Here is a 14,494-nt window from a genome sequence, read left to right on the forward strand (position 1 = left end):
CTCAGTGCTGGCTGACCGGACTCAAGGGATGGATACTCAGTGCTTTTTTCATGGGTAGTGGCTTTCTCTGATGGCAACCAAGAACTCTGCGCCTTTGGCCAGTTTTATCGATCTACTTCTGGATGCCGTGTGCGCAGTGGATGCAGAGGGGCGTTTTGTCTTTGTCAGCGCCGCCTGTGAGCGGATCTTCGGTTTCACCGCTGACGAGTTGATCGGTCGGCGGATGATCGAGTTGGTGCACCCGGACGATCGTGAGCGCACCTTGCAGGCCGCCCGGGAAATCATGGGCGGTGTGCCCAGGCCGAATTTTGAGAACCGCTACCTGCGCAAGGACGGACGGGTGGCGCATATCCTTTGGTCGGCGCGTTGGTCGGAAGTGGACCAGTTACGCATCGCCGTGGCCCGGGACATCACCGAGCGCAAACAGGCGGAATCCAAGCAGGCCGCGCTCTACGCCATCTCCGAAGCGGCCCATGCCACGGAAGATTTGTTGGTGCTGTTCAAGCATGTGCACCGGATCATCGGCGAGTGGCTGCCGGCATTGAATTGCTCCCTGGCGCTGTGCGACGAGCGCCGCGAGCGCTTGAGTTTTCCTTACCACGTCGATGACTGCGAGGGCTGCCCGGAACAACCCGGGACCTTGATCGGGCGCTTCTGCACGCAGGTGCTGAGCAGCGGCCAGCCTGTGCTGTTGACGCCGGAGTGCCCGCTGATGCAAGCCACCTGGGGTGAATTCGCGGCCATTCAGGGCCCCCGTTGCTGGCTGGGCGTACCGCTCAACTCGCACAAGGGCACCATTGGCGTGTTGATGGTCAAGAGCGCGCCGGGCGCGCAAGGCTACGGCCTGCAGGAACTGGAACTGCTGCAATACGTCAGTGCGCAACTGGCCGCCGCCATCGAGCGTAAGCAGTTGCACGCCCGCCTGCACTACATGGCCGAATACGATCAATTGACCCATCTGCCCAACCGCGAACTGCTGCGCGACCGCCTCCGCTTGGCCCTGGCCCGTGCCCGGCGCGACTCGGGACGGTTGGCCTTGTTGTATATCGATCTGGACCGGTTCAAGGAGGTCAACGACGTCTGCGGGCATGCGGTGGGCGATCTGTTGTTGCAAGCGGTGGCCAACCGTCTCAAGGGCTGTGTGCGCGAAGCCGACACCGTGGCGCGCATGGGCGGTGATGAGTTTGTGATCCTTCTGGAAAGCGTTCAACACAGTGAGGATGCTCAAGGGGTGTCGGAGAAAATTCGTCAGGCGCTGGCCGAGCCACTGCATCTGGACGGTCATTCATTGAACATCTTGCCAAGCATCGGCATTGGCCTTTACCCCGACCATGGCCTGGAAGAAAAGCAGTTATTCAAGTACGCCGATGAAGCCATGTACGCGGTCAAACGGGCGCAGAAGATGCGTTCCAACGCCTAGGCCGATCGCGGTTTTGCAGCCGTCGCGACGCGCCAGCGGCGGTTGTTCTGCATTCGCCGTTCGTCGTGCCGGGCAGTTTTTTCTAAACCTTTGCGGCGCTGGCTTTTCCCTATGCAGGCAGGGGCGGGAGCTCCTGCCAGATTCGTTTGCAACAGGAGAGCCACACTATGCATTCCATGGCCACTGTCATGCGCGGCGCCGGTTTGGCGCTGCTGCTGGGGCTTTGCACCACCAGCGCCCTGGCCCAGTCGCCTGCGGCCTTTATCGATGATGCTTCGGCCAAAGGGATGGCCGATATCGAGGCCAGTCGCCTTGCCCATCAGAAAACCTCGTCCAAAGCGGTCAAGCAGTACACGATCCAAGTGATCAACGACCGCACCACGGCCAACCAGCACCTGGCTAAGATCGCCAGGCAACTGGACTTGCCGGTAGCGCCTCGGGAGCAGGTGATGGAACAGGCCAAGCGCCTGATACCGCCCGTGCCCGCGGACGAAGATTTCGACCGCGCCTATGCCGCAAACCAGGTCAAGGCCACCGAAGAGGCAATCCAGCAGATCCAGCAACAGGCGAATAACAGCGACCTGCCGCAGCTCAAGGCCTTTGCCGAGGAAACCCTGCCCAAGCTCGAAAATCACCTGAAAATAGCCAAGGCCCTGCGCGCCGGTCGTTCAATCGAGCGCCAGGACGGCTAGCCGGCAATCTTTGCGGTTTTTGGGCCCGCACGCTTATTGCCAGAGATGGGCCTCTTCACTCTTGCACCTTGGGTGTATTTTTCAGCGGCGTGTCGGATCCGTATGCCCACGTTTTGTTGGGCGGGCGGAGTCCGACATGTTGTGGTTGGCATGACCTTTCTTTGTGACGGTTTGTGACTAGTATCAATGGCGTTCAAAGTGCCATCACGCTAATACACGGATTGGAATCAGTAAGAGGTCGTCCATGGAATTTATTGAGAAACTAACCAGTCTCGCTGCCAAGGTGCGTTTGCAGGGGGCCGCTATTCAAACCGAAGAGGCCACGAAGAACGCTTTAGTCATGCCTTTTATCAGTACGGTTCTGGGATATGACGTATTCGATCCCATGGAGGTGACTCCCGAATTCGTCTGCGATGTGGGAACCAAGAAAGGCGAAAAGATTGATTACGCGATTATGAAAGAAGGCGAAGTACAGATACTCATCGAGTGCAAGAAAATCGGTGAGCCGTTGCATATCAATCATGCCTCGCAGTTGTTTCGTTACTTCCATGTCACTAGCGCACGTATTTCCATTCTTACCAATGGCCAGGTCTACAAGTTTTTCACTGATCTGGATGCACCGAACAAGATGGATGAAAAACCCTTCCTCGAGCTGGATCTTCTGGACATTGACGAGTACTCGGTTCCCGAACTGATCAAGCTGACCAAGTCGGCATTCGACGTCGACTCGATTCTCAGCGCGGCTGGTGAGCTGAAGTACGTCAGTCAGATCAAGAAGGTCATGGCTGTCCAGGTCAACAAGCCTGATGACGACTTCGTGAAAGTTTTCGCATCACGGGTTTACGAGGGCGTGATCACGCAAAAAGTGCGTGAGCAATTTTTTGAGCTGACCCGCAAAGCCCTTGGGCAGTTTCTCAACGAACAGATCAATGAACGCCTCAAGTCGGCAATGAGCGGCGCTAACCAGATGGTGGTTCCTCAACCATCGGCCTCTATCAACGAAGCGGCGGCGACTAATGATGAAAACCGCCCGGATGAGAAAATCTTTACGACGTTGGAAGAGCTTGAGGGGTATCACATCGTGCGTGCTTTGGTGCGCTCGGTGGTCGATGCCAAGCGTATTGTTCAACGAGATACGCAGAGCTATTTCGGCATATTGCTCGACGATAACAATCGCAAGCCCATTTGCCGTTTGCATTTCAATCGAGCTCAGAAATACATCGGTATTTTTGACCAGGACAAAGTCGAGACTCGTCACCCGATCAATTCCATTGATGAAATCTACGAATATTCAGAGCACCTGAAGAAAACTGTGGGTTATTACGAATAGGCGACGTGCTCGACAAAACGCCCTGGCCGTGGAACCGATGACCGCTGCCCCGTCGCGTTCATGCCGTGCTGGCAAGAGGGGGGGGGGGGGCAGCCCCAGGCTTGCGAGTGCTGTGGAAGCGGGTCAGCGCGACAGGGCGCAGGCGTCGGGAGGCTTACGGAGGTCGTGCATGACAGGTTCAGCCAGGGCTTCGGTCATTGATCTGTATCACCAGGCGGAGGAAGACTTCTTCGTCTCCATTTCCCAGTTCTATCGATGTTTCGGTCCCGAGCTGAGCGCCTACTGCACAGGGGTCGAGGCCAGTAGCCTGAACCTGTTGATGATGAACAACTGCGGTGTCGACAGCGCTGAGCGGTTGGCCGAAGGCCTGGCCTTTATCCGGCGCCACGGCGTGCCGTTTTGTGTGGTGGTGCCGGATGCGCAGGTGTCGCAGGTCAGTGAACTGTTGCAACAGCAGCACTTGCTGCCGTCGGACAAGACCACCTGCATGCAGCTCGATCTGGCGACTTATGTGCCCCGGCAGACGCCGCTTGCGCGGGTGGATATTCGTTGCACCGATCACTGTCTGGAGGATTGGGCGCAGCCGGTGGGCAGTGCCTTCGCGTCGCAAGGCAGCAGGATCGCCCAATACCTGGGGCGGCATCGGGCGGCGTTGCAGGCCGGGCGGGCGTTGCGGCATTTCACCTTGTATGTCGATCAGCAGCCGGTGAGTGCATTGACCCTGTCGCGGGGGCCAGGGGTGGTACGGCTGGATGACATCGGCACCGTGCAGGCCTGGCAGGGCCGTGGTTACGCCACGGCGCTGATCCACTCCGTGCTGAGCATCGCCCAGGCCCAGGGCGCGCAAACTTGTGTGCTTGAAGCGTCCTTCGACGGCCTGTCGATCTATCACAAGGCCGGTTTCCAGCGTTTGTTCGACTACCGTACGTTCTGCCAACCGTGAAGGCCGGTTAACGCAAGGCGTTCTGGCGGAACTGGCGCGGGCTGAGTCCGGTCAGGGCCTTGAACTGGCGACTGAAGGCGCTGTGGTCGGTGTAGCCGCATTGCAGGGCCACGTCGGTGATGGGTTCTTCGGTCAGCAGCAGGCGCGAAGCGTGTTCCAGGCGGGCCTTGTGAATCATCTGCCGGGGTGTCAGGTGGAAGATGCGTTTGCAGTAGCGTTCCAACTGAGCGATGGACAGGTTGGCGATGCGGGTCAGGTCTTCCAGGCGAATGGCTTCGCTGTAGTGCTCGCGGATATACCGATCCACCGCCGCCAGGCGTTCATAGGCCGGGTGGGTGTCCCGGGCCGCTTGCAGGTCCAGGGAGATGCCGGCCATGCCGATGATTTCGCCGTCGTGCCCATGCAACGGCAGTTTGTGGGTCAGGCACCAACCGGGTTCACGGCTGCCGTACAGGTGCAACTCCAATTGCCCTTTGAGGGTGATGCCCTGATGCAGCACGCGCTGGTCCTGCTCGGTATAGACCGGGCCGAGCAGTGCCGGAAAGACCTCGGCCGAGGTCTTGCCCAACAGTGGACGAATGTTCTTGAAGCCACAGCGCTGGGCCAGGGTCAGGTTGGCGATCAGGTAGCGTGCCTGCAGGTCTTTGATGAAGAACACCGCGCTGGGGATGCAGTCCAGCAGCGGTGTGATCGGTGCCATGTTGGCCAGCAGGCTGTTGATGTCGTGGGGGGAATGGGCGGCGATGGCCCGAGGCAAGTGAGGGAGCTGTGCGCTATCGATCATCGTCGGCCTCTCTCTGGGGGGCTTGGGGGATGGATCTGTGTCGATAAAGCCTGGGCAGTGAAGGGGGGCAAGCGTTTGGCGATTACCGGCCTGGTCCGGCGCGGGGGTTTAGTCTGCCGTGTCGTGCGCTGGAGTGTCGAGCATCAAGGTGGCAACGCGGGCAGGCACCAGCGGTGTGCGCGGCGGGGCCGGCGGCCAATGGAACAGGCGTTGCGCGGCGTTGGCGCAGATTCGTCCCTGGCAGGCGCCCATGCCGCAACGGCTGTGCAACTTGGCCGTGGACCAGTCGGCGGCTGCGGCGACCGCCGCGTAGGGTACGTCTTCGCAACGACACAGCAGAGTATCCGCTTGGGCCAGTTTGAGAATCTCTGGCCGCAGTTCGAAGTGTTTGTGCAGTTGCTCGGCAAAGTGTTGCCAGTGGCGGCGCTGCTGGATCAACGCAGCGGCGCGATCCTCCTGGCCGGTGGCCACACAGCCGGCGATCTGGCCTTCGATCAACGCCAGTTCACTGCCGCCGATGCCGGTGCATTCACCGGCAGCGAAGACCTGGGGCAGGCTGCTGCGCTGCTGTTGATCGACGGCGACGGCGCCGTGTTCCAGGCGGCAACCCAGGTGGCTGGCCAAGCGGATGTTGGGCACCAGGCCGAAACCACAGGCCAGGTAATCGCAGGGGATCTCTTCGCTGCGCCGTCCCTGGCGGACCCGTACCGCTTCCAGGCGTTGCTCCCCCAAGGCTTGCTCTACATGGGCATTGCAGCGGTAGGCGGCAGTGACTAGGCGCAAGGCCTGGGCCAGCTTGTGCGGCCAACGCCACAGTTGGCTGGCAAACCCCAGCAGTGAGGTCGCCGTCGCTTGTTCCGCGACGCGGACCACGCGGGCACCGGCCTGACGTGCGCTGGCGGCGCTGGCCAGCAGTAACGGTCCGCTGCCGGCGATCACCAAGGATTTGCCGGCCACCTGCAGGCCGTTTTTCAGCAGCGCTTGCAGACCGCCGGCACCCGTGACGCCGGGCAGGGTCCACCCCGGAAAGGGCAGCAGCAGCTCTTGGGCGCCGCAGCACAGAATCAACTGGGCAAAGTCCACCTGCCAGGCGTGCCGGGCGTCTTCGAGCAACAGGCGGTGAGGTCCCTGGGCCGAGACGATGCGGGTGGCGCTGAGGTAGCGCACCGCCGGATGCCGCAGGACGTTGAAGCGTTCGGCCGCCGTCTTGGTCGGGGGATGCTGCGGCCCGTGGCGCCAGATCTGGCCGCCGGGGCGCGGGTTGTCATCGATCACCAGGATTGACTCGCAGTGCTGGCTGGCGGCCTGAGCGGCGGCGAGCCCCGCTGGCCCGCTGCCAACAATCACGATCTGGCAGTGCAGGCGCTGGACCTTCATTGGCTGCGCTCCACCCGCATGCCGTCCCGGCACAGGGTCTGGCAGGCCAGTTGGCGCTGCCCGTCGATGGTCATGCGGCATTCCTGGCAGATGCCCATGCCGCACAAGGGCGTGCGAGGCTGTCCGCTGCACGAGGTGCGGGTCCGCGGGTCGCCGCTGGCGGCCACGGCGGCGGCGACACTCAGGCCGCTGGCGACATCCAGGGCCTCTTGATCCAGGTAGATGATCATCGGGTGTCTCCTCTCAGGTCGGTGAAGCGTTCAGGCAGATAGGGGCGCGGGTCGATCGCCGGGCGTTCGCCCAAGATCAGGTCCACCAGCAATCGCGCGCTGCCGGGGGCGGTGGTCACGCCCAGGCCTTCATGGCCGACCGCCAGCCACAGGCCTGGCTGTTGCGGGTGCTGGCCGAGGATCGGCAGGCCGTCGGGGGTGGCGGCGCGAAAGCCGGTCCAGGCACGGATGCCGTTGAGCTGCGCCAACGGAGGCAGGTACGCCACCGCGCGGCGCAGCATCGGCGCCAGCACGGTCGGGTCGACTTCGGGGTCGAGGGTGTCGAACTGCCGGGACGAGCCAATCAGCAACTGGCCGGTGGGGCGCGGCTGGACATTGAACGCCACCGAGGTGCCGTCGCTGGCATGGGCGCTGGCGGCGTAACCCAGTTCCACCAGTTGATGGCTGAGCGGTTGCGGGTAGCGATCGGTGATCAGCAGGTGGCCTTTTTTCGGCCGCAGGGGCAGGGCTGGCACCAGCGCCTGGGCTCCTAGTCCATTGGCCAGCAACACCCTGGGGGCATGCAGCACCTGGCCGTCGTCGAGTGCTACTTGATCGCCGGCAACGCCCTGCACCGTTGCCGCTTGGCGGCTGATCAGCGGGTTGTCGCTGAGCAGCCAGTGAGCCGTGGCCGGGGCGTAGAGAATGCCGTCACCGGGGACCTTCAAGGCGCCGCCCAGGCCCTGGCGCAGCATTGGTTCCAGGGCCGCCAGTTGCTGGCCATCGAGCAGTTGGCCGGCGACGCCGTGCTCGGCCAGGGTCTGTTGCTTGACCCGCGCCAGGTCCATTTCCGCGCCGTCGGCAGCCAGCCACAAGGTGCCGCAGTTGCGGTAGGCGCAAGCAGGTGGCAGTTGCTCGCGAATCTGCCGCCAGAGGCCGATGGAGTAGTGACTCAGGGCCAACTCCGCGGGGTTGTCGTCCATTGCCACCAGATGCCCCATACCGGCCCCGGTGGCGCCGCCACGGGCATCGTCGAGCACTTGCACCCGCAAGCCGCGGCCGGCCAGCGCGTGAGCGCAGGCCGCGCCGATGATGCCGGCGCCGACCACGATCACGTCGACCTCGGGCTGCCCCTTCACGAGCCGATGCCCCAGGCGAACGGATCGCTGTCGTCCAGCAGCAGGGTGGCTTCGGCGCTGATGTGGGCGCTGCCGCGAAGGGTGGGGATGATCTGTTCGCCGAGGCGCTCGTAGTGCGCGCTGAACTGACTGCCGATGACACTGGCCTGGCGCCAGGTCTGTCCCGGGGCGAGTTTGCCGTCGGCCGCCAGACACGCCAGCTTGGCGCTGGTGCCGGTGCCGCAAGGCGAGCGGTCGTAGGCTTTGCCGGGGCAGAGCACGAAGTTGCGGCTGTCGGCCTGGTGGTCGCTGGCGAACAGTTCGATGTGGTCAATGAGCTCGCCGCCGGCACCGGTGATGCCGGCGTGTTCGAGGGCTTGGCGCACGCTCAAGGTGTAGTGGGTCAGGGCTTCGACGTTGTCCAGGGCAAGGCGCTGGCCATGATCGCTGATCAGGAAGAACCAGTTGCCGCCCCAGGCAATGTCCCCCTTCACCGTGCTGCGGTCCGCCAGTTGCACGCTGATCTGGCTGCGGTAGCGATAGGCTGCGACATTGCGCACGCTCACCGACAGGTCGTCGTGCAGGGTGGCTTGCACCGTGCCCACGGGGGTTTCGATGCGGTGCACGCCACAACCGATGCGCCCCAGGTGATACAGCGAACGCACCAGGCCGATGGTGCCGTGGCCGCACATGCCCAGGTAGCCGCTGTTGTTGAAGAAGATCACGCCGGCACAGGCATCGCTGGCTTGCGGCTGGCACAGCAGTGCGCCCACCACTACCTCGCTGCCCCGGGGTTCGAGCACGCAAGCGCGGCGCCACTGATCGTGCTGGCTGCGCAGAGTGTGCAGGCGGTCGGCCATGGATCCAGGGCCCAGATCGGGAAAACCGTCGATGACCAGGCGGGTGGGTTCCCCCCCGGTGTGGGAGTCGATCACGGTTATTTTTTTCATGTTGGCACCTCAGCCAAGGGAGCTACAGAGTGGCCTTGGCGGCGCGCCCGTCGCTTGTGGGTTTTCGCTGCCGCAGATGACGAAATCGGCACAGTCGTGCCGGTGACCCTGGGGCCTGGGACTGAACGCGCAGGCGATTGGCGAATGTGCCGATTTCGTCTCTTGCAGGGGGGAAAAGCTTCAAGCTGCAAGGGGGATAAAAGGCGAATCTGGTTTGCGCTTCCAACATTTGTCGGCCCGGCCGACCTCAAGCAAGGACCAGACCATGAGCCGTAAAGCCATTCAATGGAGCGGTGTGTTCCCCGCCGTGACCACCCAATTCAAAGCCGATTTCTCGGTGGATCTACAGGCCACCCACAACGTCATGCGCAACCTGGTGGACGATGGGGTGTCGGGCCTGGTGGTGTGTGGCACCGTGGGCGAAAACACCTCGTTGAGCACTGCGGAAAAACTCTCGGTGATCGAAGTGGCCAAGGACGCCGCTGGCGGCCGGGTGCCGGTGATTGCCGGGATTGCCGAATTCACCACTGAGTTTGCCCGCAACACCGTGCGTGAGGCGGCCAAGGTCGGGGTCGACGGGGTGATGGTGATGCCCGCCCTGGTGTACTCGGCCAAGCCCCATGAAACCGCCGCGCATTTTCGCGCCGTGGCCAGCGGCACCGACCTGCCGGTGATGGTTTACAACAACCCGCCGATCTACAAGAACGATGTCACCCCCGAGGTGCTGATCGCCCTGCAGGACTGCGAAAACATCGTCTGCTTCAAGGATTCGTCCGGCGATACCCGGCGCTTTATCGACCTGCGCAACGCCGTGGGTGATCGCTTCGTGCTGTTCGCCGGCCTTGATGACGTGGTGCTGGAAAGCGTTGCCGTGGGCGCCGAAGGCTGGGTTTCGGGCATGTCCGTGGCCTTTCCCAAAGAGGGCGCAACCCTGTTCCGCCTGGCCAAGGAAAAACGCTTCGAGGAAGCCCTGGCTCTGTACCACTGGTTCATGCCGCTGCTGCACCTGGATGCCCGCCCGGACCTGGTGCAATGCATCAAGCTCTGCGAAGAACTGGTAGGCCGTGGTTCGGCGCTTACCCGGCCACCGCGCCTGGCGTTGCAAGGCGCAACCCTGGCCGAGGTCAAGGCCATTGTCGCCAAGGCCCTGGCCACTCGCCCACGCCTGCCGGACGTTGTGCTGTAAGGGCCTGTCGGGCGCCCTGGGTGGGGGCGCCCCTGCGGGAGACACCACGCGCAACACACGGGGGGCTTGCTGCCAGCGTCGGCAGGCCCGCCGACGTGACAGTTGATCTGCCTATTCCAATAACCTCAAAAAAAGGCGCAGCCCCATGTCAGGCAAAGGAAAATTCAAGAAGCAACTTTCTCTGGTGGACCTGACCTTTATCGGTCTGGGTGCGATTTTCGGCTCCGGCTGGCTGTTCGCCGCCAGCCATGTTTCGGCAATTGCCGGACCGGCGGGGATCTTTTCCTGGCTGCTGGGCGGGTTCGCGGTGCTGCTGCTGGGCATCGTCTATTGCGAGCTCGGCGCGGCGTTGCCCCGTGCCGGCGGCGTGGTGCGCTACCCGGTGTTTTCCCACGGACCGCTGTTGGGCTACTTGATGGGGTTCATCACCCTGATCGCCTTTTCCAGCCTGGTGGCGATCGAAGTGGTGGCCGCCCGGCAATACGCCGCAGCCTGGTTTCCGGCATTGACCCATGAAGGCAGCAGCAACCCGACGCTGATCGGTTGGCTGCTACAGTTCGCGCTGCTTTGCCTGTTTTTCTGGCTCAACTACTACAGCGTCAAGACCTTCGCCAAGTCCAACAACTTCATCAGCCTGTTCAAGTTCATCGTGCCGCTGCTGGTGATCGTGGTGTTGTTCACCTTCTTCAAGCCCGACAATTTCCACATCCAGGGCTTCGCGCCCTTCGGTCTGTCGGGGATCGAGATGGCGGTGTCGGCCGGGGGCATCATCTTTGCCTACCTGGGGCTGACGCCGATCATTTCCGTGGCCAGTGAAGTGCGCAATCCGCAGCGCACCATTCCCATCGCGCTGATTCTCTCGGTGCTGCTCTCGACCCTGATCTACGGCCTGCTGCAACTGGCCTTCCTGGGCAGCATTCCCACGGAGATGCTGGCCAACGGCTGGAGCGGCATCAGCAAGGAATTTTCCCTGCCATACCGCGACATTGCCCTGACCCTTGGGGTCGGCTGGCTGGCCTACCTGGTGGTGGCCGACGCGGTGATCTCTCCCAGCGGCTGCGGCAACATCTACATGAACGCCACGCCGCGGGTGGTCTATGGCTGGGCCCGCACCGGGACCTTCTTCAAGGTCTTTACCCACATCGATGAACCGTCCGGTATTCCGCGTCCAGCCTTGTGGCTAACCTTCGGTTTGTCGGTGTTCTGGACCTTGCCGTTCCCGTCCTGGGAGGCGCTGATTAACGTGGTCTCGGCAGCCCTGGTACTCAGTTACGCGGTGGCGCCCATCAGCGTCGCGGCGCTGCGCAAGAGCGCACCGGAGCTGGCGCGGCCGTTTCGGGTCAGTGCCTTTGTCGTGCTTGGCCCCGTGTCCTTCGTGATCGCCGCGTTGATTGTCTACTGGTCCGGTTGGGGCACGGTGTCCTGGCTGTTGGGCCTGCAGATTGTGATGTTCGTGATCTACCTGCTGTGTCGGCGGCTGGTGCCTACCGACCACCTGAGTCTGCGGGAACAGCTGCGTTCGTCACTGTGGCTGATCGCTTTTTATGCCCTGACCATCCTGATCTCCTACCTGGGCAGCTTCGGCGGTATCGGCGCCCTGGCTCACCCCTACGACACCCTCACCGTCACCCTGATGGCCCTGTGCATTTACACCTGGGGCGCCAACACCGGGGTGCCCGGCGCCAAGCTGGTGCTGGACGGCGACGAAGCGCAATGACCGCGCCCACCTTCAAACAGACGAGGTCATCCATGACTGTTACTGGACACATGCTGATTGGCCAGACTGCCGTACTGGGTAGCCATGGGGCTATTCATGGGCTGGCCGCCGCCAGCGGCGAGGTGCTGCAACCTGCGTTCGGCGGTGCCGGCGCGGCGGACCTTGAACGCGCTTGCGCCCTGGCGGAGGCGGCGTTCGATCCTTACCGGCAAGCACCGCTTGAGCGGCGAGCGGCGTTTCTGGAAAGCATTGCCAGCCAGATTTTCGAGTTGGGCGATGAATTGCTCGAACGCTGCCAACTGGAAACCGGTTTGCCCCGGGCACGCCTGGAAGGCGAGCGTGGGCGCACGCTCGCTCAATTGCGCCTGTTTGCCAGCGTGGTCCGCGACGGCGGTTTTCTCGGGGCACGGGTCGATCCGGCGCAACCTTCGCGTACGCCGTTGCCCAGGGTTGATTTGCGCCTGCGGCAGATCGGTCTGGGACCGGTGGCGGTGTTCGGCGCGTCGAACTTTCCCTTGGCGTTTTCCGTGGCCGGCGGCGACACCGCCTCGGCCCTGGCGGCGGGGTGCCCGGTGATCGTCAAGGCGCACTCGGCCCACCCTGGCACTTCGGAACTGGTGGCCCGGGCCATCGCTCGGGCGGCCCGGCAGCAGGACATGCCCGAGGGCGTGTTTTCACTGCTGTTCGACAGCGGCCGGAGCATCGGCCAGGGGCTGGTGGCGGATACGCGGATCAAGGCCGTGGGCTTCACCGGCTCGCGCAGCGGCGGAATGGCGCTGATGCAGATCGCCGCGGCGCGCGCCGAACCGATTCCGGTCTATGCAGAGATGAGCTCGATCAACCCGGTGCTGCTGTTGCCCCATGCCCTGGAGGAGCGTGCGGAACCGATTGCCTCGGCATTCGTTGCCTCGCTGACCCTGGGCGCCGGGCAGTTCTGCACCAACCCGGGGCTGATCCTGGGCATCGATGGGCCGGCGTTGCAGCGTTTTGAGCGGGCCGCCGCCGAGGCCCTCGGCCACGTGGCGGCGCAGACCATGCTCACGCCGGGCATTCAGCGCAGCTATGGCCAGGGCGTTGCGATGCTGGCGGCCCAGGCCCCGGTGCAGACCCTGGGGCGCGGGCTGGCGGGGCAGGGCCATCAGGCCCAAGGCGCACTGTTCGCCACTTCGGCAGAGGCCTTTATGCAGCTCCCCGCGTTGCGCGAGGAAGTCTTCGGCCCGGCTTCGCTGATCGTCCGTTGCCCGGACTTCGCCACCTTGCAGCAGGTGCTGCACCGCCTGGAAGGGCAGTTGACCATTGCCCTGCATCTGAGCGAAGGCGATCAGCCCCAGGCCCGCACCCTGCTGCCGTTGCTGGAGCGCAAGGCTGGACGGGTGCTGGTCAATGGCTTTGGCACCGGGGTCGAAGTCGCCCATGCCATGGTGCATGGCGGTCCGTTCCCGGCCACGTCCGACAGTCGCGGTACCTCGGTGGGCAGCCTGGCGATCCAGCGTTTCCTGCGCCCCGTGTGCTACCAGGATCTGCCGCAGGCGCTGTTGCCCGCCGAGCTGCGCGAGGGCAACCCGCTGCAGGTGCCGCAACTGATCGACGGTCAGTTTCCAGAGTGATCCCGGGCGCGGCGGCGCTCCTTCTGGGGCGTGCCGCCGCGCCCGCCCCTGTAGTCCCTTCCATCCACCCTGACTCTCCCACAGGAGCGTTCCCCACCTGCCATAGAGGTTCTTGCATGTCTGAATACATCACCCTGTCACTGGATGAAGTTCGCGCCCTGTCGTATCGGGTCCTTACCCATCACGGCCTGTCCGAGGCCCATGCACGGGCGATCGCCGAGGTCATCACCCAAGGCCAGCGTGACGAGTGCCATTCCCACGGCGTGTACCGCCTGCTGGGCTGCGTGCGCTCGGTGCGCGAGGGCAAGATCGATCCCAAGGCCGAGCCCAGCGTGCGACATGTCTCGCCCGGGGTGCTGGAAGTGGATGCGCATTACGGTTATTCCCTACTGGGCTTTCACACTGGCCTGCCGATCCTGGCGCAAAAGGCCCGTAGCCAGGGGATCGCCGCCATGGTGATCAAGCGCTGCTTCCACTTTTCCGCGCTGTGGCCGGAGGTCGAGGCGATTGCCGCCACCGGTCTGGTGGGTATGGCGATGAACCCCAGCCACAGCTGGGTGGCCCCGGCGGGCGGGCGCCATCCGGTGTTCGGCACCAACCCCCTGGCCTTTGCCTGGCCGCGACCAGGGGGCAATCCCTTTGTCTTCGACTTCGCCACCAGCGCCATTGCCCGGGGCGACATTGAACTGCATGCGCGCCAGGGCAAGCCGATTCCCAGCCATTGGGCCATCGATGCCCAAGGCCAACCGACCACCGATGCCAGGGCGGCGTTGCAGGGGGCCATGCAGACCTTTGGCGGGCACAAGGGCTCGGCCCTGGCGGCGATGATCGAATTGTTGGCCGGGGCCTTGATTGGCGACCTGACCAGCGTCGAGTCCATGGCCTTCGATCAGGGCGTCGGGGCCACGCCTTGTCATGGCGAACTGGTGCTGGCTTTTGATCCCAAGGTGTTTTTGGGCGAGGGTTATCAACAGGGGCTGGAGCGGGCGGAAGGGTTGTTCGCGGCCATTGCCCAGCAGGGCGCGCGGTTGCCGTCGCAGCGGCGTTTTGAGGCCCGGGCCCGTAGCCTGGAGCAGGGGGTGCAGGTTCCCCGGGCGCTGTGGAACGATATCCAGGCCTTGCTGGCATGACGCCCTGGGGGCGATGGAGTGTCCATCGCCC

13 protein-coding genes are annotated in these 14,494 nt (G+C 63.5%); 8 read left to right on the forward strand and 5 right to left on the reverse strand.

Features of this window, described 5'->3' with window-relative positions; genetic code table 11:
- The first annotated feature begins 70 nt into the window (after positions 1-70).
- The 4 genes from PLD_RS22170 to PLD_RS22185 all read left to right on the forward strand — a co-directional run bounded on the left by PLD_RS22170 (position 71) and on the right by PLD_RS22185 (position 4,385).
- A complete protein-coding gene (locus tag PLD_RS22170) occupies positions 71-1,420 on the forward strand; it encodes a GGDEF domain-containing protein (protein ID WP_159896533.1) in 1,350 nt (449 codons plus the stop codon).
- A gap of 167 nt (positions 1,421-1,587) precedes the next feature.
- The gene (locus PLD_RS22175; RefSeq protein ID WP_159896535.1) at positions 1,588-2,112 is read left to right on the forward strand and encodes a DUF4142 domain-containing protein; all 525 of its coding nucleotides are present in this window, start codon (positions 1,588-1,590) and stop codon (positions 2,110-2,112) included.
- A 244-nt stretch (positions 2,113-2,356) separates the two neighbouring features.
- Complete coding sequence (locus tag PLD_RS22180; protein WP_159896537.1) at positions 2,357-3,442, forward strand: type I restriction endonuclease; 1,086 nt, start codon at positions 2,357-2,359, stop codon at positions 3,440-3,442.
- Between the two features lie 169 nt (positions 3,443-3,611).
- Positions 3,612-4,385, forward strand: coding sequence for a GNAT family N-acetyltransferase (locus tag PLD_RS22185; protein ID WP_159896539.1), 774 nt, complete (start codon positions 3,612-3,614; stop codon positions 4,383-4,385).
- Positions 4,386-4,392: 7 nt separating this feature from the next.
- On the opposite strand, the gene PLD_RS22190 is transcribed toward PLD_RS22185, so the two are convergent.
- From PLD_RS22190 to PLD_RS22210, 5 genes are all read right to left on the reverse strand, one after another.
- Positions 4,393-5,169 carry an AraC family transcriptional regulator gene (locus tag PLD_RS22190; RefSeq protein ID WP_159896542.1) on the reverse strand — a complete coding sequence of 259 codons (777 nt, stop codon included), beginning with the start codon at positions 5,167-5,169 and terminating at the stop codon, positions 4,393-4,395.
- Between the two features lie 108 nt (positions 5,170-5,277).
- Positions 5,278-6,546, reverse strand: coding sequence for an FAD/NAD(P)-binding oxidoreductase (locus PLD_RS22195; RefSeq protein WP_159896544.1), 1,269 nt, complete (start codon positions 6,544-6,546; stop codon positions 5,278-5,280).
- Positions 6,543-6,776, reverse strand: coding sequence for a 2Fe-2S iron-sulfur cluster-binding protein (locus tag PLD_RS22200; RefSeq protein WP_159896546.1), 234 nt, complete (start codon positions 6,774-6,776; stop codon positions 6,543-6,545). Before PLD_RS22200 ends, PLD_RS22195 begins: the two co-directional genes overlap by 4 nt.
- On the reverse strand, positions 6,773-7,894 hold the full coding sequence (locus PLD_RS22205) for an FAD-binding oxidoreductase (RefSeq protein WP_159896548.1): 1,122 nt from the start codon (positions 7,892-7,894) through the stop codon (positions 6,773-6,775). Before PLD_RS22205 ends, PLD_RS22200 begins: the two co-directional genes overlap by 4 nt.
- Positions 7,891-8,823: a 4-hydroxyproline epimerase gene (locus PLD_RS22210; RefSeq protein ID WP_159896549.1), complete on the reverse strand. Its 933-nt coding sequence runs from the start codon at positions 8,821-8,823 to the stop codon at positions 7,891-7,893. The genes PLD_RS22205 and PLD_RS22210 overlap by 4 nt, the downstream gene beginning before the upstream one ends.
- Positions 8,824-9,088: 265 nt before the next feature.
- Here PLD_RS22210 and PLD_RS22215 point away from each other — a divergent pair, with 265 nt between their 5' ends.
- The 4 genes from PLD_RS22215 (at position 9,089) to PLD_RS22230 (ending at position 14,463) form a co-directional block, all read left to right on the forward strand.
- Complete coding sequence (locus tag PLD_RS22215; protein ID WP_159896551.1) at positions 9,089-10,009, forward strand: dihydrodipicolinate synthase family protein; 921 nt, start codon at positions 9,089-9,091, stop codon at positions 10,007-10,009.
- Positions 10,010-10,154: 145 nt separating this feature from the next.
- Positions 10,155-11,726: an APC family permease gene (locus PLD_RS22220; protein ID WP_159896553.1), complete on the forward strand. Its 1,572-nt coding sequence runs from the start codon at positions 10,155-10,157 to the stop codon at positions 11,724-11,726.
- 32 nt (positions 11,727-11,758) lie between these two features.
- Positions 11,759-13,333, forward strand: a complete 1,575-nt coding sequence (locus PLD_RS22225) for an aldehyde dehydrogenase (NADP(+)) (RefSeq protein ID WP_178116199.1) — start codon at positions 11,759-11,761, stop codon at positions 13,331-13,333.
- Between the two features lie 116 nt (positions 13,334-13,449).
- Positions 13,450-14,463, forward strand: a complete 1,014-nt coding sequence (locus PLD_RS22230; RefSeq protein ID WP_159896555.1) for an Ldh family oxidoreductase — start codon at positions 13,450-13,452, stop codon at positions 14,461-14,463.
- Positions 14,464-14,494 lie beyond the last annotated feature (31 nt).

Source organism: Pseudomonas sp. LD120, assembly GCF_009861525.1.
Classification (GTDB): domain Bacteria; phylum Pseudomonadota; class Gammaproteobacteria; order Pseudomonadales; family Pseudomonadaceae; genus Aquipseudomonas.

Coding starts and splice junctions, on each gene's coding strand:
- PLD_RS22170 (WP_159896533.1), top strand. CDS start 71: ATGGCAACCAAGAACTCTGCGCCTTTGGCCAGTTTTATCGATCTACTT.
- PLD_RS22175 (WP_159896535.1), top strand. CDS start 1,588: ATGCATTCCATGGCCACTGTCATGCGCGGCGCCGGTTTGGCGCTGCTG.
- PLD_RS22180 (WP_159896537.1), top strand. CDS start 2,357: ATGGAATTTATTGAGAAACTAACCAGTCTCGCTGCCAAGGTGCGTTTG.
- PLD_RS22185 (WP_159896539.1), top strand. CDS start 3,612: ATGACAGGTTCAGCCAGGGCTTCGGTCATTGATCTGTATCACCAGGCG.
- PLD_RS22190 (WP_159896542.1), bottom strand. CDS start 5,169: ATGATCGATAGCGCACAGCTCCCTCACTTGCCTCGGGCCATCGCCGCC.
- PLD_RS22195 (WP_159896544.1), bottom strand. CDS start 6,546: ATGAAGGTCCAGCGCCTGCACTGCCAGATCGTGATTGTTGGCAGCGGG.
- PLD_RS22200 (WP_159896546.1), bottom strand. CDS start 6,776: ATGATCATCTACCTGGATCAAGAGGCCCTGGATGTCGCCAGCGGCCTG.
- PLD_RS22210 (WP_159896549.1), bottom strand. CDS start 8,823: ATGAAAAAAATAACCGTGATCGACTCCCACACCGGGGGGGAACCCACC.
- PLD_RS22215 (WP_159896551.1), top strand. CDS start 9,089: ATGAGCCGTAAAGCCATTCAATGGAGCGGTGTGTTCCCCGCCGTGACC.
- PLD_RS22220 (WP_159896553.1), top strand. CDS start 10,155: ATGTCAGGCAAAGGAAAATTCAAGAAGCAACTTTCTCTGGTGGACCTG.
- PLD_RS22225 (WP_178116199.1), top strand. CDS start 11,759: ATGACTGTTACTGGACACATGCTGATTGGCCAGACTGCCGTACTGGGT.
- PLD_RS22230 (WP_159896555.1), top strand. CDS start 13,450: ATGTCTGAATACATCACCCTGTCACTGGATGAAGTTCGCGCCCTGTCG.